This is a genomic window from Butyricimonas sp. RTP31003st1_G1_RTP31003_210430 (genome assembly GCF_040920905.1).
GTDB classification, from domain to species: domain Bacteria; phylum Bacteroidota; class Bacteroidia; order Bacteroidales; family Marinifilaceae; genus Butyricimonas; species Butyricimonas paravirosa.
Map to the genome: position 1 here is coordinate 1 of NZ_JBCOSQ010000013.1, position 22,098 is coordinate 22,098.

Here is a 22,098-nt window from a genome sequence, read left to right on the forward strand (position 1 = left end):
GCGTGACGTTACAGGTGGGATTTGAAGTTTCTTCCAACACGGCGACCGGTTCGAGAAATACACGTTACGGTTATTTGCGTTACCGGGGAGAGGCTTTCGCATCTGTCCCGACGACCTATACCACGGTGTATAATGCCGTGGCACAACAGAATCCTCTTTTGAATACCATGCGGACTGCGTCATCCGTGACGAACCGGGAGAATAATTATGTCAGCGAGTTCCTGACGGCGGTGTATTCTTTTGATAACCGGTATGTCGTGAATTTTAATGCCCGTTTGGATGCGTCCAATCGTTTCGGTCAGGATAAGAATGATCGGTTCGAACCGACTTGGTCTATCGGGGCGAAGTGGAGAGTGGGTAGCGAGTCGTTTGCCCGGAACTGGAATTGGATGGAATCTTTGGATATATCCGGGTCCTACGGTTACCAAGGAAATTCGGTGGAGGAGGTGTCTCCTTACTTGATCGCGAGTGACGGGGGATTGAATCAATTCTATAACCAGTACACTTTGAATATAAAGTATTTGCCCTACGAGAAACTGGGTTGGGAGAAAACGAAATCATGGAATGCCAGCGTGGATCTTTCTTTTTTGAAGGGGCGGATGAACGTGGTGTTCAATGCTTACGGGAAAAAGAGTGACGTTATCGCTTCCCGGCAGGTTCCGGGAGAGAACGGGATGTTGAATTCCAGAATTTTCGGAACGGAAATGGATAACAAGGGGTACGAGGTGACGGTTAATTTTATTCCAGTTCGCACACAAGATTGGACTTGGTCATTCTCCGTGAACACGGGAAAAGTGACGAATGAGATTTCGGATAATGAACGAGTGAACAAGTTGGAAGATTTCTTGGACGGTTCGGCAGTCTTGAATGGAAAGTCTTATAATTCATTCTATTCTTTCCGGTATAAGGAGTTGAGCCAGGAGAATGGTGAACCTTTGTTCTATAACATGGATATTGAGAAAACGAATGATTTCACGGAGTTTTTGGTGCGTAGCGGGAATTTTGATTCCGATTTCACGGGAGGTTTCAACACGCAGGTGAGGTATAAACGCTTGTCGTTTACTATGCAGTTTGCGATGCAGTTCGGCGGGCAAGATCGCTTGCCAGAGTTGTATACCGGCACGTTGAAAGGTGTTCCGGGGCCGCAGGAGAATGTTTCGCGCCAGTTGAAGAAACGTTGGCGGAAGGCGGGAGATCAGACGAATATCCCGGCAGTACCGAATTATAACAGCGCGAGTTCGTTTGGCTATGTTACGTTGCCGGTGTTATCGGGAACGAGTTCGATGACTCCTTATGCCATGTACAGCCAGTCGGATTTGCGGGTGGCCGACACGGATTTGATCCGTTGCCGTCAAATATCGCTTACGTATAGCGTGGGTGAAAGTATTTTAAAAGCTCTTCACTTGAAGTACGCGAGTATCAGTTGGAGCATGAGTAACCCGTTTATGATTGCTTTTGATAAGGCATGGAAGGGGTTGGACCCGGAGACGAAGGATTGGCCTGCACGGCGGACAACGTCTCTTTCTTTGAACGTGACCTTTTAACGAGTGAAACCAATAAACGATATGAAAATGAAAGAAAGAATTTTATTGATGATATGTGCGTTGGGAATCCTGACAGCGTCTTGTTCCGATTTCTTGGACTCCAAGTCTCAGGATGAGGTGATACCTAAAACGACGAAAGATTTTCGTGAATTGTTGTTGGGATCGGGTTATCCTTCTCCCGTTAATTCCCATCCCTTGGCTCTGACCGGATATATGGATGATGATGTTGACACGGATTTGAGAAATAGTATGGCCGGTAGCGATTTGGTTAAAGGAGTTTTTCCGGTTTTCACGTGGCAGAGTGACGCAGAAAGGTACGAGGGTTCGATAATGAGCCCGGAACTGGCGTCAACGCCCTATTATTTGATGTACGAGCGGATCAAGGGGTGCAATGCCGTGTTGGATTATATCGACGAGGCTATCGGAACTCAACAAGAGATCAATCATATAAAGGCGGAGGCTTTGTCGGTGAGGGCGTTGTTTTATTTCTGGTTGGTGAATCTTTATGGCGAGCCTTACACAGAGAACCCGCAGGCGGCAGGTGTTCCCTTGAAACTTTCTTCATCGGTGGAAGAGGTCAGCGTGTCCCGTGCAACGGTGGAACGAGTGTACGAGCGGATTTTGGACGATTTGACGAAAGCGTCCGATTTGTTCGGGGCGGAGAGTCGTGTGACCACGGATTTCAGGATTAACCGACCGACGGTGGAGATACTTCTTTCGCGGGTGTATCTTTACACGGGAAAATGGAAAGAGGCGGTTGAAGCGGCCACGGAAGCGATCCGGATGGGTGGAAAGTTGGCAGATTTGACGGCGATTGAGAAGAATGGTGCTTTTGCTTGTGTCAGGTATTCTTCGCCGGAGGTAACTTGGATGTATGGTGGAGAGGGGATGGGTTTTTATGTTGAGAATGGCTTGAATATGGCAAAGGAGTTGGAGGAAGGTTATGGTGCTAACGACCGGCGGATGGACCTTTATTATTCGCATGATGAAAATCGGGGGCATTATTATCTTCAAAAGACGGGGACTTCTGCATCGGGGGACCTTGGGGATGCTCCCAAACAGGCGATACGTCTTTCGGAGGCTTACTTGAACCGGGCGGAGGCTTACGTGTTGTGGGATAATAAGGTGACGGAGGCATTGAAGGATTTGAACGAGTTGCGTCGAAATCGTATCGAGGGGTATTCGGATGTATCGATCAGTGATCCCGTGTTGTTGTTGGAGGAGATTCGCAAGGAACGTCGTTTGGAATTGGCTAGAGAGGGCCATCGTTGGTTGGATTTGCGCCGTTACGGTATGCCTTCCATCAAGCATACGTGGTTACCGGGAGAAGGGCTGACTTTGCAAACTTTCGTGTTGAAGGCGAAGGATCCGATGTACACGTTGCCGTTGCCAGAGGCTGTACTGGGAGTCAATCCGGCTTTGAGTCAGAATGCTTCGGCCAATACCCCGGAGCGTAAAGCAGAATGATGTATAGGAACGATTAAAAGAATTCATGATGAAAAAAAGATATATAATAGGAATATTTATCGGGAGTGTCCTCTTTTGTTCGTGTGCCAAGGACTCGGCATTGGGACCGGATGTTTCGCTTGAGCGGGATTACGTGTTACCTCAAGGGAAATCCCCGCAGGCAGATGATCGGATCGTGGATTTGTACGAGAAGTATGGTTCTTATTTCTTGTATGATTTTACTTTGTTGGATTTGAATTGGAATCAAGTGGCTAATTCGACTAGTTATAAGTTGGCATTGGGTGATCCGGCTTACGCGGGGGATATGTTGGATTTGTTGGATGAGGTGTGGTTGCAGTTTTACCCGGAAGAGTTCCTGAAAAAGAATTTGCCGTACCGGGTTTTTATGGCAGACACGATTTATCAGGTGTTGAGCTATATGGATCGCCCGATGGAATGCGTGAAAACGGGTGATAATTCGTTGGCTTTCGGTTATATGAATGCGGACACGAAGAAGAAGACGGCTGCCGAGAAGTTGGCGTTGAAGAACACGGTGCAAACGCTGTTTTTTGATTTGTTGCAGGTGCGGAAGGTTATATCAATTCCGGAGGAGTTTTACAAGATCAGCGATTATTCAACGAAAGCGAGTGCTGATCCGAATGACGATGATTACGCTCGTAAGCGGGGATTCGTGGCGAATCCTCAATACGGGAATGAATGGTGTACTTACGTTAATTGGCAGACGAAGACGTTGTTGCAGTCGGATGATTTGACGTATTTTTTGGCAAGTATTCTTTGCCGGACGTCCACCCAGTGGGCCAGTGATTTGACTTACCCTCTGGTGAAGGAGAAGTATGATATTCTGGTGAATCATTTCAAGAAGGAGTATAATATTGATCTGACGAAGATAGGTAACAAGACTTACTAATACCAAGAGTTTATAAAGTCCATAAAGTTTGTAAAGTTTATCAAGTGATGGGAACCCTGTAAACGAGGTTCTTGGAGCTTGTAAACTTTATAAACGGGGGACGTGTTGTCTTTACATTAAGGGAATAGATGTTTGAATTATAAAATTATTGTATGGAAAAATCAGTTGTAAGAGTAGAAAATCTGTCTCATCGTTACAATGTGCAGTGGGCTATCCGGGATATTAATTTCGAGATAGATCAGCGAGGGGTTGTGGGATTGCTGGGATCGAACGGGGCCGGGAAGTCCACCACGATGAATATTATTTGCGGGGTGTTGAAACAAACGCAGGGAGAAGTTTACATTGACGGTATCAATTTCCGGGAGAACCCGGTGGAGGCAAAAAGGAATATCGGTTTTTTGCCCCAGAAGCCTCCTTTATATATGGATTTTACCGTGGACGAGTATCTCACGTATTGTGCGGATTTGCGAATGGTGGATAAGATGGATGTGAAAAAGGCGGTTGACGAGGCGAAGGCTCGGTGTGGGATTACTCATTTCAGTAGTCGCTTGGTTCGGAATTTATCGGGTGGGTATCAACAGCGTGTGGGAATCGCACAGGCGATCGTGCATAACCCGAAGTTCGTGGTGTTGGACGAGCCGACGAATGGGCTGGACCCGAACCAGATCGTGGAGGTGCGGCATCTGATTAAAGAGATCGCCGAGGAGCGTTCCGTGCTTTTGTCCACGCATATTCTTTCAGAGGTACAGGCTACTTGTGAAGAAATTAAGATGATTGAACAGGGACAGCTGGTCTTTTCGGGGACGTTGGATCAGTTTGATAATTATATACAGCCGAACACGATTATGGTGACGTTGGCAAATCCTCCCGTGGAGGGAAGTCTTGTCTGGGAGGGCGTGAGTAGCGTGGAGAGGGTTACGGATCACCGGTTCCGTTTGCGTTATGACGGATGCCGGGAGACGGCGAGACGGGTGGCGGAGCAAAGCGTGAACCGAGGCTGGGGATTGGAAGAGTTGGTGGTGGAGAAGAGTTCCATGGACGAGGTGTTTGCCAAATTATCCGGCAAGGCGAATGGAGAAGGGAAACGATAAGATATTGGTCAAAAAGAAATTAAATATATTATGAGAAGAATATTGAAAATAGCGAAAGCAGAGTTGTTTACTTTGTTTTATTCCCCGGTAGCTTGGCTGATCCTTGTGGCCTTTACCGTTCAAGTCGGGTTGAAGTTCACTGGGTTGATGGCGGATTTCGTTTACCGGGAAGATATTGGGTTCGGGAATGGATTTTTGACAGCGAATTTGCTGGGGGGTATGTTCGGGATGTATAACACGGTGCAGCAGTATTTATACCTTTATATGCCTCTATTGACCATGGGGTTGATGAGCCGGGAGTTTAGTAGCGGATCGATCAAATTGTTGTATTCTTCTCCGGTGACGTCGTCCCAGATTATTATGGGTAAGTTCTTGGCGATGATGGCTTACGGGTTGGTATTGTTGGGAACGTTAATCTTGTATATCGGTTACGCGGCTTGCGTGGTGGATAACTTTGCTTTTGCCGAGGCGTTGTCCGGTTTGCTGGGGTTGTATTTGTTGTTGTGTGCTTACGCGGCTATCGGGCTTTTTGTTTCGTGTCTGACTTCCTATCAAGTGGTTGCGGCTATCGGGACGTTGATTATTCTGGCCGTGCTGAATTACATGAATCAGGTGTGGCAGGATATAGCGTTTGTCAGGGACATCACATATTGGTTGTGTCTTTCCGGGCGTACGAACGAGATGATCAGCGGTTTGTTGTGTAGTGAAGATATTTTATATTTCGTGATCGTGATTTCCATGTTCTTGTTGTTGAGTATCTTGAAATTGCAGTCCACGAGGCAGCGGGTTTCTTTTTCCATGGTTTGGGGAAAGTATCTTGGCGTGGTGGTGGTTGCGATGTTGTTGGGATTCGTGACGTCTCGTCCCGTGATGATGTGCTACTATGACGCGACGGAGACGAAACGGAATACCTTGACGCCTAATAGTCAGGAGGTCATGGGTAAGTTGGAAGGAGGGATGACGATTACCACGTATGTCAATTTCCTGGATCGGGATTATTATATCGGGATGCCCAATATGGTAAATTCGGATTTGGAGAGGTTTAAGCAGTATTTGCGGTTTAAGCCGGAGATCAAGATGAAGTACGTGTATTATTACGATTCGGTTTCTAATAATCCTTGGCTGGACGTGCGATTCCCGAATACGACGACAAAGGAGAAGGCGGAGCAGTTGGCGGATATGCGTGATTTGAATTTCAAGATGTTCATGGCACCCGAAGAGTTGAAGAAGAAGGTGGATTTGTCGGACGAGGGGAATCGTTTTGTACGGATCGTGGAACGGGAGAACGGGCAGAAGGCTTTCCTGCGTCTGTTCGATGACATGATGAAGTTCCCCAGCGAGGCGGAGATGGCCGTGACGTTTAAACGGTTTACCATGAAATTACCGAAAGTCGGATTCCTGACGGGGCATGGAGAACGTTCGATTGATTCGGACCGGGCGAAGGATTATCTTTTCTTTTCGCAATTGAAGAATTTCCGTTATTCTTTGATTAATCAAGGGTTTGACGTGGAGAATGTTTCTCTTGCCGGAAGTTCGGATATTCCGGATGATATTGAGATCGTGGTGATTGCCGATCTGACAAAGCCTTTGGAGCCGGGGGAACAGGAAAAGTTAGATAGGTATATTGCCAGTGGAGGGAACTTGGTGATTGCCGGAGAGGTGGGCAAACAGGATGTTATGAATCCTCTCGTGGAGCAGTTCGGGGTTCGTTTTTTGCCGGGGGTTTTGGTACAGGTGAAACAGGATATTCAACCGGATTTGATGATCGTGAATGCCACGCCGGAGGCGGGAGAGATGTCTTATTTCTTTCAGGATATGTTGATCGGCCGGAATGCGAAGATCGTGATGAACGGGGCTGCGGGATTGGCCTACACGGAAGATCGGGGATTTAAGGTGACGGAGATTTTACGGACAGATACGACCGGATGCTGGAACGAGATGGAGACGAGGGATTTCGTGAATGATAGCGTGATTCTTCATACGGCGGCCGGAGAGGTGGAGGCGATGTACCCGGTGGCACTGGCTCTTTCCCGGAAGGTGGGCGATCGTGAGCAGCGGATTATGATTCTTGGAGATGCGGATTGTATCAGTAATGAAGAGTTTTCTATCCGTAGGAATTTACGGGTGATGACGGCCAATTATACTTTGGTTACAGGTACGTTCTATTGGCTCTCTGATGAAGAGGCGCCTATTGATGTCCGTCGCCCTATGGGAACGGATAATAAGATACATTTGAGCCGGAAAGCGATGCCTTATTTGAAGACAGCGTGTATGGGAATCGTACCCGCTATATTGCTGATTTGGGGTGTGGTGTTGTGGATGAGGAGAAAGCGGAAATAAGTAGTACGGAATTGTCAAGATGTTGTGTGAACCCCCAAAAGTTTTTATAGGGCTTTTGGGGGATTTTTGTGTTTCTTTGAATTTGTGATGTATTTTGTGTTTTTTTTGAATGAAAAATCATAGCTTTGCCTTGGGTATGTGAGCAAATAATATAATGGCGTAAAGTAGGAATGCAACCGGAAGAATTTATAGAACAAATAAATAGAAAGCAAGTAACAGCTTTCCGGGAATTATTTGGCGCATTTTATCGTTACTTGGTACTATTTGCTATACGTTACGTGAAACAGCAGGAAGAGGCAGAGGATATTGTACAAGAGGTGTTTATGGCTGTATGGGAGAGTGATAAAAAGTATAATTCATATCATGGATTTCGGGCATTTTTGTATGATTCGGTCAAAAATCGTTGCTTGAATTATTTAAAACATCAAGAAGTTGAACGGCGACATGCAGAGATTTTATTGCAGGAGCAGGATGAAGAGGACGAAGATTATCGGTTAATGCGTGAAGAGATGTACCGGGCGTTGCATCGGGCCGTGGATGAATTGCCGGAGCGTTGTCGTCAAGTGTTCGAGTTGCATTTGCAGGGCAAGAAAAACGAGGAAATTGCTCAAATGTTGGAACTTTCCGTGGAAACTGTGAAGACACAGAAAAAGAAAGCAATGCATTTTTTACGAGAATGGTTAGGTGAGTTGTTCTACATTTTAGTTGCTTTGAATATTATCTAATTTTTAGCAAGTTACCAATTTAGGTAAAAGTTTTCCAAAAATAAATGAAAATAGGATACCCTTTTTTTGTGGCATAGTTGTATATGTTGCAAAATAGATTGTATGAAGGATCAATATAGCGATAGGATAGTTCGTTTGATACAACTATATTTAGTTGGTGATATTACTGGGGAAGAACAACGGGAATTGGAAGAGTGGTGTGACGCGAGCAAGAAGAATCGTTGTTTCCTTGAACAGATTTGTCGAGAAGAATTGTTCTCGGAAGAACGGTTCGTGTACCGGCAAATTGATGACGTAAAAGCTTTGCGCATCTTTGAGGAACAAATAAAAATTGGTTCCCGACGAAGTATAAGGCGTTGGTGGAAATATGCAGCCGTGTTGCTATTACCCCTTTTGATCGGAGGAATATGGAAATGGAAGTCTTTAGAAAAAGAAGTTTCTGTTGTGGTTCAAATTCCTGCAGAAATCCGTCCGGGATCTCAGCAGGCCGTGTTGGTATTGGATGATGGACAACGAGTAGCGTTAAAAGAAAAAGGAGAAGGGGAGATCCTCGTTGATGAAAGGGTACGAGCAACGAAGGGGAAAGATCGATTAGTGTACGCTCAGGGTATACCGGAGAGTGATGAGATTGTACGTTTTAACGAGTTAGAGGTTCCTCGTGGGGGAGAGTATAAAGTAACTTTGTCTGACGGGTCTTTGGTGTATTTAAATTCTGTGACGAGGATAAAATATCCGGTTGTGTTTAGTAGGAAGGAACGAAAGGTGTTTTTATCTGGAGAGGCTTATTTCGAGGTGGCAGAAGACCCCAAACGTCCTTTTTTGGTAGAAGTCGGGGGAATAGAAGTGAAAGTGTATGGAACATTTTTTAATATTAATTCTTTTCGGGAAGGAGGGGTGCAAACAGTTTTGGTCAAGGGAAGTGTGGGAGTAAAAGTCTTGGCATCAGGAGAGGAAAGTATGATAGAACCGGGACAGATGGCTGAGTTTAGACAAGGGAGTATGAAGGTGGAGGTCAAAGAGGTGGACGTGAATCTTTACACGGATTGGAAGAATGGTATTTTCCGGTTTAAAAATCAGCGTTTGGAGGATATCCTCACGATTCTATCGAACTGGTATGACGTGGATATTTTTTATCAAATCCCTTCTGTGAAAGAATTACATTTTTCTGGTTATATGGAACGATATAAAAATTTCGAAATTATTTTGGAGGCAATTACGTTGTCAACTGGCGTGCAATTTTCAATACAAGGGAAAACGGTCGTGGTATCAAAATAAAACGGAAGGTATTTGGCGTACCTCCCGTATTTTAATCAGATGCAACAAACACTATTTGGCGTAGTGGTTTGTTGAAGTATTAATAACTTAAAATGCAAATGTATGAAAAAAAAACGATCATGTCATCGTCTTTTAAAAAGGCCGTGGCGAAAAATTCTGATGGTTATGAAGTTATTTGTTTTACTGACGTGTTGCTTTACGCTTTCCTTGTCAGCCAATAGCTTGGCACAACAGGTGCGGGTGAGTTTGGATATGAAGGATGTGGGTGTACAAGCATTGTTTGACGAGATTCAACGGCAGACGAATCTTTATTTTCTTTTTAATATCGAACAGGTAAAACAGGTGGGAAGTATTTCCTTGAAGGTAAATGATGAGACGGTAGAGAACGTGTTGACTTCGGTCTTTAAGAATACTGGCCTGACGTACCTGTTTAACGGGAATATGATTGTGGTGAGGTTGGATACTAACGATGATAAAAAGATGAGAACTATTACCGTGAAAGGGAAAGTTATGGACGAGAAAAAGGAGCCACTTCCCGGGGTAACGGTTTTGGTAAAAGGATTTAGTTTGGGGACGGTAACAAATACCGAGGGAAATTACAAGCTTACGATTCCGAATGCCCCGGAAAAGTTTTCTTTGCTTTTTTCTTTCATCGGTATGGTGACTCGGGAGATCGAGTACGTGGGGAAGGATACGATTAACGTGGTGTTGAAAGAAGATGTCGAGACGCTTGAGGATGTGGTCGTGACTGGAATTTATACCCGTAAGAAAGAGAGTTTCACGGGTTCGTCCGAGACTTACACGACTAAAGAACTGAAGATGGCGGGGAATAGGAATATTTTGGAGAGTTTGCGCACGTTGGATCCCGCTTTTAATATCATAGAGAATAATCAATATGGTTCGGATCCTAACCGTTTGCCTGATATTGAGATTCGGGGGAAGAGTAGTATTGTTGGTTTTAAAGAAGAGTTTGGACAAGATCCGAATCAGCCATTGTTTATTTTAGATGGTTTTGAGACGACGTTGCAGACCATCATGGATTTGAGTATGGATCGGGTGGCGAGCGTGACAATTTTGAAAGATGCGGCTTCCACGGCTATTTATGGTGCAAAAGCGGCTAATGGGGTGGTCGTTGTTGAAACCAAATCACCGGGAGTCGGTAGGTTACGTCTTTCTTATAATGGAAATTATGATATTTCGTTTGCTGATCTTTCGGATTACAATTTAATGAATGCGACTGAAAAGCTTGAATTTGAGAGGCGTGCGGGAAATTTTAAAACGAATATAGCTGATGCGCAAGAGCAGTTGACAGAACGTTATAATGATTTATTGAAGAATGTCAAACGAGGTGTGGATACTTATTGGATGTCAGAACCTTTGCGGGTTGCTTTTAGCCATCGGCATAATCTTTACGTGGAAGGAGGAGATAAGCAAATGCGTTACGGATTAGGGGTAAGTTACTCCAATGTCGATGGTGTGATGAAGGAGTCTATTCGTAATACCGTAAGTGTTAATCTCGATTTGATTTATCGTAACGGTGGGTTCCAGTTTATGAATAAACTGACCGTTGATTACGGTAAAACAGAAAATCCGATAGTTGCATTCTCCGCTTATTCAAGGGCTAATCCTTATTATGAGAAAAAGACTCCGGGTGGAGGTGTGGAAAAATGGCTAGAGGCTAGAACTTACGATAATCTGGCGAAACGGTCTTATTCGGAAGTATGGGTGGCGAATCCGTTGTGGAATGCCTCGCAGAATAGCTACAATAAAGGAAATTCATGGGGCGTCCGGAATAGTTTCAGCTTGGAGTATGATCCTGTGCCTTCAATACAGATGCGGGCACGATTTGGTTTAGACAAGACTTCTTCCGAATCAGAGGTTTTTTACTCTCCTTCGGATACCCGCTTTGATAAAGCGGATCAATTAAAGAAAGGTTCTTATTCCAATAGTCGTTCGGATGGTATAAGTTATAATGGTGATGTAACTTTGACCTACGGTGAGGTGTTAGGGGATAAGCATCAGATTAACGCCGCAATCGGTGCAACCTTAAATGAGTCCAATTCTTCATCTAAGGGCTTTTCCGGCTATGGCTTCCCGGAAGGGAATTTTACATCACCGGGATTTATTAATGCTTACCCGGAAGATGGCGCACCCTCATACAGTGAAAGTAAGAGTCGGGGTGTTAATTTTTATTTTAACGGTGGATATTCTTATGACAATCGTTATCTGTTAGATGCTAATTTACGTTCTGACGGGACTTCTGTGTTTGGTGTGAATAAGCGGTTTTCAACGACTTGGGCTATCGGTTTAGCTTGGAATGTGCATAATGAAAAGTTTATGAAAGAGAGCTTACCTTTTATTGATCGATTGAAGATCAGGGGATCAATCGGGAATCCAGGGAATCAGAATTTCGGTTCATTTACTTCCATCACGGTGTATTCTTTTAATAATTGGTTGTTAAATAATTTTGGGACTGGATTGATTATCGAGTCTTATGGTGACCCGGATATGGATTGGCAACGGACAATAGACAAGAATATTGGAATTGACATGACGTTGTTTCATAACCGGTTTAATCTGACTCTTGATTATTATCATAAAAAGACAGATCCTCTAATGGCATCCATTGGCTTGCCGTCATCGGTCGGTACAACCAGCCGTCTTGCTAATGTCGGAATGCAGATAGATAAAGGAGTGAACGGTTCGGTACGTTATGCTTTTTTATATAAACCGGAAGAGCGGATTAACTGGACAACAAGTCTTAATTTCCGTTGGGGAAAAGGATACTATGATGAAATAGGTAAAAATCTGGATCAGATGAATCGTGAAAATTTGTCCAAGAGTTTGGTGCGTTACTATGATAAGGGGAGTACAACGGCTCTTTGGTCTGTGCGTTCGGCAGGGATAGACCCGGCAACCGGGCGAGAGATTTTTATTCGTAAGGATGGCAGTTACACGTATGATTACGATTATGACGAGGAAGTTGAGGTCGGGGATTCTCGCCCGACGTTAGAAGGCGTGTTTGGTAATGTTCTTTATTATAAGGGCTTCTCGTGTAGCGTACAGTTGCGCTATAGTTTTGGTGGGGATGCTTTTAATTCGACCTTGTATAATAAAGTAGAGAATATTTCTTCCACGGCGTTGCAAAATAATCAGGATCGTAGGGCTCTTTATAATCGCTGGCAGAATGTTGGCGACCGGGCAAAATATAAAGGAATATCATTGACCGAATCAACCCCCATCTCCTCTCGATTCGTTATGAAGAACGACTATATTTCTTTAGAGTCGATACGTGTCGGTTATGAATTTCCCGAGCGGTGGTTAAAAAAGGTGCGTGTATCTGGAATGACATTCAGTGCATACATGAATCAGATTTGCAGGATCTCTTCCATAAAGGATGAACGAGGTATTGATTATCCTTTTGCACGTTCGGTTTCTTTTTCTTTAAGTATAAATCTATAATCGCTTCTTGAAATGAAAAAATATATATTAGCATTGGTGGTTCCTGTCTTGTTATGCTCGTGCGAGAGTTGGCTTGATGTGAAGCCTAATGACCGGATTTCTGAAGAGGCAACTTTTTCAACGCCTCGCGGATTTGAATTAGCCTTGAATGGCGTGTATGTTGATTTGAATAAGACGAACTTGTACGGCAGGGCGTTGACTTGGGATTTTGTTGAGGTGCTGGCGCAACGTTATGCCATTGATAAAAATGCGAAATACAATAAAGAAGCGATGGATTTTCATTATGCTTCTGATGAAGTGAAAAGTAGGGTGAGTGGTATTTGGTCAACGGCTTATTCTCTGATTTCGAATTTGAATTTGATTTTACAGAATTGTGATACTCGTAGAGATGTGTTGTCTGACGAATATTATAGTTTGGTTAAAGGGGAGGCATTGGGATTGCGGGCCTTGCTGCATTTTGATTTATTCCGTTTGTGGGGACCGGTTTATAGTTTGGCTTCCGAGAGTGAGTTGACTATACCTTATTACGCGTCTTTTGCATTGGTCGCTAAACCAAAATTAACGGCATCGAAGTTTATGGAACAGGTGATTGCGGATTTGGAGGAAGCTGCCGGGTTATTGAAAGATTATGATCCCGCCATGGAAGCAAGTGGAATGTTAAAACCTTATGCAGGTAATAATTTTTTAGGATATAGGGCTTTACGGATGAATTATTATGCCGTGAAACTTTTGTTAGCACGAGCTTATCTTTACGTTGATAACAAGGAGGAAGCTTTGAAAGCGGCCAAAGAAGTTATTGAAGTTCAAGAACGGTTGTTCCCATGGATTGATCCAGCTTCCTTATCAACATCAAGTGAGAATTTAGACCGTATGTTTTCGACGGAATTGGTATTTGCGTTGCAAAATGTGAACCGTAAAACCATCTATACGGGGAGTTTTGATTCGGATAATTTGAAAATAGGAGCATTGTTGATCCCCGATCAAAAAGTAGTAGATAATTCAATTTTTGATGGGGAGACAAGTGATTTGCGTTACAAAATGTGGTTGGATAAAAATGTTGAATTGGAAGGAGGTAGCTACAAAGAGTTGATGAAGTATCAGATTACTTCGACGGATTCTATCTATGCTCAATTGATCCCGATGTTACGTGTTAGTGAAGCTTTCTATATTGCTGCCGAATGCGAGGGAGAAGAGGATGCGGAGGCAGGGATCGCTTGGCTGAATAAAGTGCGGAACGCACGTGCATTGCAAGGCTATCCATGGTATTATTACGAATATACGCTTGAGTTGGAATATATTCGGGAATTCTGGGGCGAAGGACAGTTGTTTTTCTTTTATAAACGGAAGAATTATGACGAGATTTCTTCGGCGTATGATCCTTATGCAACTGTTTCGATGACACCGGCGAACTACGTGTTGTTGATTCCGGAAAGTGAAAGTAAGTACAATTAAAAATAGAACGACATGATGAGACGATGGATATTTTTTATGTTGTTTGGGTCGGTATTGTTTGCTTGTAAGCAAGAGATAGACCTTTACGAGGGTGAAAGTTCAATTTATTTTGATGATAATTATGCCGGTTATTATGAAGTGACGTGGTCCACGACAGATTCTGATATCAAGAAAATGGATATTCAGTTGAAGGTTAATCTTTTCGGTGCGGTAAAGGATTATCCGAGAAAATTCAATATTCAAGTTATTTCTGAAGAGACGGATTCCTTACACGCTTGTCCGGGAGTGGATTATACTCCTTTCCCTCTGGAATACGAGATGCCAGCTATGGTTAATCATACATATATCAATATCGAGTTGCTACGTACGGATACATTGTTAAAACAAGGAAGGATGTTTACCGTTCAATTAGTTCCTAATGAAAATTTTGGATTCGAATACATGAAGTATTATTGGAATCCTGAAGATAGTACGAACGTTGCTCTTAATGACCATTGTACGGTTTATATGGATGAGAAATTTCCGGAACCTTGGTGGTGGTATCGAATTGGTGTCCCTATTTTTGGAAAATGGTCCGTGACAAAGGGACTTTTGATTTGTGATGTGGGTGGTATTGAGCGGGCAAAACTTCAGGGGGATATTAATGGAATAGACGGGGCTCTTACAGAGGCATTTTTAAAATTCGTCGGGCGTAAAGTTCACTTGTGGTTACAGGAACATCCGACCTTGGATGAAGATGGAGAGCCAATGGAAATGGGGGAAGATTCGATTTATTAAAATGATGAGATTATGAAAAAATGGTTGATAATATTAGGAGTACTATTGTCGGTATCCTGTTTTGACGACAAAGGAAATTATGATTATGCGGATCTTGGGGAAGTGACGATTGAGGGTATCGCTACAGATCGTTGGTATGAATTGTTTGCTTATTCGGATACACTGAAAATTCCGGTAAAGATTACTTCAACCCGGTACACAAATGGGGAGGAGCCTTACACGTATGCGTGGAAGTTCACGAAACTAAATGCTCCGACAATGGATGAGCAAGATAATCCGATAGATTATACGATTTCAAGAGAGAAAAATTTGGCATACGTTCCGGCCTTTAGTGCCGGAGATTATAACTGTTTTTTTGTTGTGACGGATACGATCTTGGGACTACAGAAAAAGGTTGATTTTTTTGTTCGTTTAAGAACTGCTGTAAGCGAGGGATGGATGATCTTATGTGAAGAGAACGGGGAAGCAAGATTGGATTGGGTTATGAATCTAACGGAAAAGGAGGACAGGATATCCCGGAATGTCTGGGCGGATAATGAGTTAAAATTGGGAAAACCTTATGCGATTTTTTCTGCTTATTTTTTAAGAGGTAGTAATCGCTATGTCTTTACAGAAAACGGGACGTTCAATATTGATGCAGAAGACGCTCACGTGGGAGAAGATAATAATGTCAAATGGGCTTTTGGTGATGCACCGGATGTTGTACACGGTTTGGCTACAGAGGTTGCTATTCAGCGGAACAATAGTTTGGATTTACTTGTTACTCGTGATAAAAATCTGTACGTGCGTGATCTCTATCTTGTCGGTTCTATTTATGGGTTTCCGATAAATTATACTTCCGATGGTAAGCGGTTTGATGTTGCCCCATATTTCGGACATCGATATTCGGGAAGCGAGGCTTCCGTGATTATTTATGATGAGACGAACAAACGTTTCATGGAGCTTGATGATGATGAGAAGAATATACCCCATCCGCTCACTTTTGCAGGTGGAACGGTTGACTTCTCGGCGGAAACGGGTAGGGATATGGTGTATATGAACTGGACAAAAGATAGTTATACTTTTGCTGTTTTGGAAGATCCAAGTGATGGAGAAATGTACGTGTATGGAATTAAGGTCGAGGTGTCCGGTAATAATTACCGACAATTTTACATGAAACTGAATCGTCCGAATAAGGATAAAATCATGCATATAGCTTTTCATTCAATTTACCGGTACCTGTTTTATTCAACAGAGAATGCAGTTTATCAGTTTGATATGGAAGCTCCTGAAACTCCGGCCAAGCAAATATTATCTTTCCCGGGTGAGACCATTACAGCCTTGAAAATTAATAAAATGGTTGGTTGGATTGCTTATCAGCCTTGGGAAAAAGCAAGGGAGAATCAATTAGTTGTAGGTAGTTATATTAACGATAAAGAGGAAAGTAAATGTGGCGTTATGCGCATATATGATGTCCCGGGTTTAATGGCTCCGTTAGAGAAGAAAAAGGAATACACGGAGTTGGGAAAAATCGTGGATATAGTATATCGTGAACGTGGAAAATAAATAAGTAAATAATTTGATTATGAGAAAATGGATGATGTTAGTGGCATTTTGTAGTTTCATGTTGAGTGGATGTACTACAAATGTGAAAGAGTATGTAATTAAAGGAAGTGTAGCTTGGGGAAATCCCGATGTGTATTTGACGACAATTAATGAGAATGGTAAATTGGATACTATTCAACATGTCGTCCCCGTGAATGGTAAATTTGAAATGAAGGGGAATTTGTCAGAGCCGAAAATCAGTTTCTTGGTTGTAAAAGACGGGAAAGGAAGAATTCCGTTATTGCTTCAAGATACGATTTTGAGAGTTGATATTAAAGCTGATGATTTATCTAATGTCCGGAATTTTGTTGCACGGGGCAGTGTATTACAAGATCGGAAATCGCTTCTGGACCAGAAGGAAATAGAAATTTATCAAGATCTTGATTCTGTATTGGCACGTTATTACAAGGCTGAGAGTGAGCATAATATTATGGAAAAAATGCATGAAATGGCCTCGTTGCAAGTGATGAGTGAGTTGTATAACCAAGAAGAAAATAGATTTATACAGGAAAATCGAGATAATATTTTAGGGTTGTCGCTAGTGTTTTATCGGTATCAACATTTGAATTACGAGCAATTAAAGCCCAAGTTCGATATGTTGAGCGAAACAATGAAAAAAACACCAGAAGGATTGTTAATTGCGGCTAGATACGATAAGTTGGGAGAGGTGAAGGTCGGTGCTACTGCTCATGATTTTAAAATTCGGACTATGCAGGGGGATACCCTCCGTTTATATGGTACACGTGGATCGGTGAAGATTTTGGATTTTTGGGCATCTTGGTGTGGACCTTGCCGGAAAGAGAATCCACATCTGGTGGAGATATACAAAAAGTATAAAGATAAGAATTTGCTGATGATCGGTATTTCTATGGATACGAACGAGAAGGCATGGAAAGAGGCGGTGGAAGCGGATGGTTTGGAGTGGATACAGGCCTGTGATTTTAACGGGTCGAGTGGACCTGTCGCAAAAGATTACCGCATTTCTGGAATTCCTCATATTTTTGTGTTGGATGGTAATAATAAGATTATAGGGGAAGGTTTAAGAGGAAAAGAGTTGGATGAATTATTGGCGAAATATTTGTAGGATAGCGAGTTATTTAATTTATTAATAGATAGATGGGGTATTCGGGTATAAAACGAATACCCCATCTTGTTTAAATGAACTAGAGAAACTAAATTAACAAAGTTAACAGCTGAAAAGGGAAGAATTAACAAAGAATTAATGTAGATTCATTTTGAATAACAAAATGAGAACTATAATTTTGTTGATGGAAATAGTGCGTGATCTTCAGAGATCAAAAAATTAAATGATTAAAACAATTAGAGATGAAAAAATTAGGATTGATTATTGTTAGTTGTATCTTCTCGCTGTTATCGGTGCATACAACGTATGCGCAGGAACAGGATAAGTTGTTACAACTATTGAAACAAGAGTTGGCAGCTGATATGCAAGAGTTGCAGAAACAGGAGAATCCTCCCTATCACATGAACTTTAGGGTGATGGATGATCGAACGGTGAATATTTCGAGTTCTTTCGGGGCCACGATGATGTCAGTGGAACAACATTCTCGTTCAATGGTTCCACAAATTCGAGTGGGAGATACTATTTTAGATAATTTTAAATATAATGCAATGGGTGCCCCGGCAGATCAACGTGGTAATGTACGGGTGGCTTATTTGGGATTGGATGATGAAAAAGGTGCTGATGCAACTCGTCAGGCAATCTGGGCTGAAGTAATGAAACGTTATGATTTTGCCGTGGAGGCTTACCAGAGAGCGAAAACTCAAAGTCAGGTGAGTGTTGCTGATGAGGATAAAGCTCCTTCATTCTCTGCGGCTCCGGTGGAGAAATATTACGAGGCACCTCTTCCTGCTGAGAAGTTGACGGTTGACCAAGCTGCTTGGGAAAAGCGTTTGAATGAAGTTTCTGCGGTGTTTAAAGCATATCCGTTATTACAATCGGGTGATGTTAGTTTGACGTTCCGAGTGCTTCGGAATTATTTTGTAAATACGGAAGGAACTGAAGTTGTGCAGAATAGAACATATGCACGAATCATGATCAGTGCTTCCATGAAGGCAGAAGACGGTATGGAGTTACCGTTGAATATGTCATACTTTGCATACGATCCGAAGGACCTTCCGTCTAATGACCGGATGATTGCAGACGCTAAGGATATGGTAAAAAGATTGACCGTGTTGCGTGATGCTCCGGTTGTTGATCCTTACACGGGACCCGCTATTTTGTCCGGTCCGGCTAGTGGGGTGTTCTTCCACGAGATTTTCGGTCATCGTATTGAAGGTCACCGTTTGAAAGGTGGTGGTGAAACTTTTAAGAAGAAAGTAGGAGAGTTGGTTTTGCCTGCAGACTTCCAAGTATATTGCGATCCGACTTTACGTAGTTACGCTGGGGAAGAGCTGAATGGTTTTTATTTGTATGATGATCAGGGAGTGAAAGCTCGCCGGGTTGATGTCGTGAAAGATGGTATTTTGAGAGAGTTCTTGATGAGCCGTGTGCCGCTGGATGGATTCCCGCATAGTAATGGGCATGGACGTACTGCCGGAGGTGGTGATCCTGTATCTCGTCAATCTAATTTGGTGGTGGAGACAACAGCACCTCACACGGAGGCTGAATTGCGTTCCATGTTGATTGAAGAGGCTAAAAAACAAGGAAAAGAATACGGGTACTATTTTAAAGAAGTAACCAGTGGTTTCACGTTGACCGGGGAAGGTGGTAGTTTGAATTCATTTAACGTGACTCCCTTGGAAGTGTATCGAATCTATGTAGACGGACGTCCGGACCAGTTGGTTCGCGGGGTGGATTTGATTGGAACCCCCTTATCCATGTTCTCTAATATTGTATGTGGAGGTGATGCTCCCAGCGTGTTCACGGGAGAGTGTGGTGCGGAATCCGGTTGGGTGCCTGTAACGGCTAGTTCCCCAATGATTCTGGTAAATAAGATCGAGACTCAACGTAGACAGAAGTCAAGAGATTTACCCCCGATCTTACCGGCTCCGCAGAACAAATGAAATGGAGAATTGAAAACTGAAAATGAATAGATCGAAATCATTGAGGCTTGGAGTTCTTCGGTCGTAAATTTTAAATTTAGAATAAAAATGAAATATATATTATCGATTATATTGTTTTTCCTGTTGGCAGGATCATTATCCGCACAGAATGAGCAGGATCAGGTGATCTTTAAGGCAATGCAGGATGAGATGCAACGTAGTAAGGAGCAATTGATGTTGCCGGGTATGCAGAAACCATATTACTTGTCTTACACTTTGGGGCGTACACATCAGTTTGAGGTCGTGGGGGCATTAGGTGGTGTTACTAATTTTTACGAGTCCCCTTGGAGTGCCGTTGGTGGGGTGCAGATGTTTTTGGGAGATTACGATCATAATAATGATATTAATTATGTATGTGCTTCTGTTCAGGCTGGGATGCCGGAACAGGCTGATTATGATGTAATCCGGAGAAATTTCTGGCTAGGATCAGATGCCATGTATAAATGGTCATTGCAGGCAGGAGCGATGAAGGACGCTTATTTGAAGGCGAACCCGAAGACTGCCGAAGAAGTTGCCGTGAAGGATCAACAGAAGGTGGATGCTGTTACTCGAATCGAGGAACCGAAAAATGCTTACACGATTGATAGAGTAAAATTAGAGAATATTGTAGAAGAATTATCTGCTATTTTCAAGGACTATAAGGATATTTATGATTCATCTGTGGCTATTACCGGTCAGGAAATGGAAGTGTACAAGTCTACCACGGATGGGGTCGTGTTGAAAGAACCGTTGCGTTATGCAAGCTTGGTTGCCTCTGCTTACGTGATGACAGAAGATGGCGTTCGGATTGATGATGCATATTCCGTGCTTGTTGCTCGTCCGGATGATTTGCCTTCTTTGGATGAATTAAAGAAAGGGGTTAAGGCTTTTGCCGATAACTTGATCAAGTTGAAGAATGCGCCTGCAATTACAGAATATTATGCAGGTCCGGTGTTGCTTGAGGATGGTGCTTGTTCATCTGTTTTTATAAGTAACTTCTTGAAACGAGGAGCTCTCTTCGCTTATCGTAAACCCGATACTGACCGGGCTCAACCGGTGAAAACATTGGATGCTCGTTTGGGAATGAAAATTGTGGACAATCGAGTGTCAATCAAGAATTATAGCTCTTTGGATAAGTATAATGGAGTTCCTTTGTTAGGAGCTTATAATATTGATGCTGAAGGTATCGTGCCTGCCAAAGAGATGACATTGGTTGAAAATGGTATTTTCAAAAGTATGTTGAATGGGTGTACCCCGACTTTGTATGCTCCACAGTCAACGGGTAGTTCTCGTTTCTTGTTGTCCAGTAGAAATGGAATGTTTTCCACGGCTCCGGGTACCATTCATATTGAAGTAGAGAAAGGAACGAAACCGGAAAAGATGAAGAGCGCATTGATTAAAGCTGCTAAAGAAGAAGGTTTGAAATATGCTTATATCGTGCGGAGTTTAGCGGGTAAAGCTTCTCGTATCTATCGGGTAGATTTGGATGGTAAGGAAACTCAAGTCCGTTTCGGTGATGTGAGTGGATTGACATTGATAAACCTGAAACGTATGTTGAATATTTCCAGCAAGGAAAATGTAAGTAACTACATTTTAAATGGTCAATTATTGTCTTCTTTAATTTATCCGTCTTCAATCTTGGTTGAGAACATCGAGATTAATAAATCAGACGTGAAGAAAGACAAAGAGCAAGTATTGACTTTCCCGTTACAACGGTAAGATTATTTTTAGATATTAGAACACAGGGGCCCTTGATTCAGAGATGGATCAAGGGTTTTTCTTTATTTCGTCTATTTTAGAGAATACATTTTAGTTTGTTTGGAATAAATTTGTATTTTTGCCCTAGGCGTGTTGTTACTAAGAGATGGCGGAACTAAGGAATATAGCGGATAAAAGAGTTGGATTCGAACAAATTTACAGAGACTATTCGAAACCCATGTTTTTGTATGCTCTTAGTTTCCTAACTTCAGAAGAGGAGGCGGAAGATGTGATACAGGAAGTTTTTGTTAATTTTTGGAAAGATGAAACTTACCGAAAGGTAAAAGGTGAGGTAACAAAGACCTATTTATTCCGCTCGGTTAAAAATAATTGTTTGAATCGCTTGAAAAAGAAAGACGTATTAAGAGATCGTTTGGATTTGTTATATGGAGATGTTGTGGAGGAAGAGATGATGGCATGGAATGACGAATTAATTCAAGAGGTTGAGACTGAGATTACAAATATGCCGGAACAAACACGGGAAATTATCCGAAGTGTTTTTTTCCAGGATTTAAAATACCAAGAGGTGGCAGATCAGTTGGGTATATCTATAAATACCGTGAAGACCTTGTTGAAAAATGGCATGAAACATTTGCGGGAACATTTTGCTGGACGTGGAGATTTATTTCTTATGGTACTTTTTTTAAGATGATTCTACTATTATGCTGTGT

General features: G+C 42.7%; 14 protein-coding genes and 1 pseudogene. All 15 read left to right on the top strand.

What is annotated here, in order from left to right:
- A pseudogene (locus tag AB5542_RS05745) lies at positions 1–1,544 on the top strand (SusC/RagA family TonB-linked outer membrane protein); the annotation flags it as partial.
- Between the two features lie 27 nt (positions 1,545–1,571).
- Entirely contained in the window at positions 1,572–3,011 is a 1,440-nt protein-coding gene (locus AB5542_RS05750; RefSeq protein ID WP_279040729.1) for a RagB/SusD family nutrient uptake outer membrane protein, read from the top strand.
- A 28-nt stretch (positions 3,012–3,039) separates the two neighbouring features.
- Positions 3,040–3,918: a hypothetical protein gene (locus AB5542_RS05755; protein WP_279040730.1), complete on the top strand. Its 879-nt coding sequence runs from the start codon at positions 3,040–3,042 to the stop codon at positions 3,916–3,918.
- A gap of 152 nt (positions 3,919–4,070) precedes the next feature.
- Entirely contained in the window at positions 4,071–5,009 is a 939-nt protein-coding gene (locus AB5542_RS05760) for an ABC transporter ATP-binding protein (RefSeq protein WP_279040731.1), read from the top strand.
- 30 nt (positions 5,010–5,039) lie between these two features.
- Positions 5,040–7,349 (top strand): Gldg family protein, encoded by a 2,310-nt coding sequence (locus AB5542_RS05765; protein WP_279040733.1) that lies wholly within the window; start codon positions 5,040–5,042, stop codon positions 7,347–7,349.
- 170 nt (positions 7,350–7,519) lie between these two features.
- Positions 7,520–8,074, top strand: coding sequence for an RNA polymerase sigma-70 factor (locus AB5542_RS05770; protein ID WP_279040734.1), 555 nt, complete (start codon positions 7,520–7,522; stop codon positions 8,072–8,074).
- A 102-nt stretch (positions 8,075–8,176) separates the two neighbouring features.
- A complete protein-coding gene (locus AB5542_RS05775) occupies positions 8,177–9,349 on the top strand; it encodes a FecR family protein (protein WP_279040735.1) in 1,173 nt (390 codons plus the stop codon).
- A gap of 165 nt (positions 9,350–9,514) precedes the next feature.
- Entirely contained in the window at positions 9,515–12,811 is a 3,297-nt protein-coding gene (locus AB5542_RS05780) for a SusC/RagA family TonB-linked outer membrane protein (RefSeq protein WP_279040737.1), read from the top strand.
- 12 nt (positions 12,812–12,823) lie between these two features.
- The gene (locus AB5542_RS05785) at positions 12,824–14,263 is read left to right on the top strand and encodes a RagB/SusD family nutrient uptake outer membrane protein (RefSeq protein ID WP_279040739.1); all 1,440 of its coding nucleotides are present in this window, start codon (positions 12,824–12,826) and stop codon (positions 14,261–14,263) included.
- Positions 14,264–14,275: 12 nt separating this feature from the next.
- Entirely contained in the window at positions 14,276–15,040 is a 765-nt protein-coding gene (locus AB5542_RS05790; protein ID WP_368243013.1) for a DUF4843 domain-containing protein, read from the top strand.
- A gap of 12 nt (positions 15,041–15,052) precedes the next feature.
- Complete coding sequence (locus AB5542_RS05795) at positions 15,053–16,585, top strand: PKD-like family lipoprotein (protein ID WP_279040742.1); 1,533 nt, start codon at positions 15,053–15,055, stop codon at positions 16,583–16,585.
- 19 nt (positions 16,586–16,604) lie between these two features.
- Positions 16,605–17,708, top strand: a complete 1,104-nt coding sequence (locus AB5542_RS05800) for a TlpA disulfide reductase family protein (RefSeq protein WP_279040744.1) — start codon at positions 16,605–16,607, stop codon at positions 17,706–17,708.
- A 242-nt stretch (positions 17,709–17,950) separates the two neighbouring features.
- Positions 17,951–19,651, top strand: coding sequence for a TldD/PmbA family protein (locus tag AB5542_RS05805; RefSeq protein WP_270594440.1), 1,701 nt, complete (start codon positions 17,951–17,953; stop codon positions 19,649–19,651).
- A gap of 87 nt (positions 19,652–19,738) precedes the next feature.
- Positions 19,739–21,388 carry a metallopeptidase TldD-related protein gene (locus tag AB5542_RS05810; protein WP_279040746.1) on the top strand — a complete coding sequence of 550 codons (1,650 nt, stop codon included), beginning with the start codon at positions 19,739–19,741 and terminating at the stop codon, positions 21,386–21,388.
- Positions 21,389–21,533: 145 nt separating this feature from the next.
- Positions 21,534–22,079, top strand: a complete 546-nt coding sequence (locus tag AB5542_RS05815; RefSeq protein WP_279040747.1) for an RNA polymerase sigma factor — start codon at positions 21,534–21,536, stop codon at positions 22,077–22,079.
- The last annotated feature ends 19 nt before the right edge of the window (positions 22,080–22,098 follow it).

Bases quoted from the DNA above. Each gene is read 5' to 3' on its own strand.
- AB5542_RS05750 (WP_279040729.1), top strand. From the start codon at position 1,572: ATGAAAGAAAGAATTTTATTGATGATATGTGCGTTGGGAATCCTGACA.
- AB5542_RS05755 (WP_279040730.1), top strand. From the start codon at position 3,040: ATGAAAAAAAGATATATAATAGGAATATTTATCGGGAGTGTCCTCTTT.
- AB5542_RS05760 (WP_279040731.1), top strand. From the start codon at position 4,071: ATGGAAAAATCAGTTGTAAGAGTAGAAAATCTGTCTCATCGTTACAAT.
- AB5542_RS05765 (WP_279040733.1), top strand. From the start codon at position 5,040: ATGAGAAGAATATTGAAAATAGCGAAAGCAGAGTTGTTTACTTTGTTT.
- AB5542_RS05770 (WP_279040734.1), top strand. From the start codon at position 7,520: ATGCAACCGGAAGAATTTATAGAACAAATAAATAGAAAGCAAGTAACA.
- AB5542_RS05775 (WP_279040735.1), top strand. From the start codon at position 8,177: ATGAAGGATCAATATAGCGATAGGATAGTTCGTTTGATACAACTATAT.
- AB5542_RS05780 (WP_279040737.1), top strand. From the start codon at position 9,515: ATGAAGTTATTTGTTTTACTGACGTGTTGCTTTACGCTTTCCTTGTCA.
- AB5542_RS05785 (WP_279040739.1), top strand. From the start codon at position 12,824: ATGAAAAAATATATATTAGCATTGGTGGTTCCTGTCTTGTTATGCTCG.
- AB5542_RS05790 (WP_368243013.1), top strand. From the start codon at position 14,276: ATGATGAGACGATGGATATTTTTTATGTTGTTTGGGTCGGTATTGTTT.
- AB5542_RS05795 (WP_279040742.1), top strand. From the start codon at position 15,053: ATGAAAAAATGGTTGATAATATTAGGAGTACTATTGTCGGTATCCTGT.
- AB5542_RS05800 (WP_279040744.1), top strand. From the start codon at position 16,605: ATGAGAAAATGGATGATGTTAGTGGCATTTTGTAGTTTCATGTTGAGT.
- AB5542_RS05805 (WP_270594440.1), top strand. From the start codon at position 17,951: ATGAAAAAATTAGGATTGATTATTGTTAGTTGTATCTTCTCGCTGTTA.
- AB5542_RS05810 (WP_279040746.1), top strand. From the start codon at position 19,739: ATGAAATATATATTATCGATTATATTGTTTTTCCTGTTGGCAGGATCA.
- AB5542_RS05815 (WP_279040747.1), top strand. From the start codon at position 21,534: ATGGCGGAACTAAGGAATATAGCGGATAAAAGAGTTGGATTCGAACAA.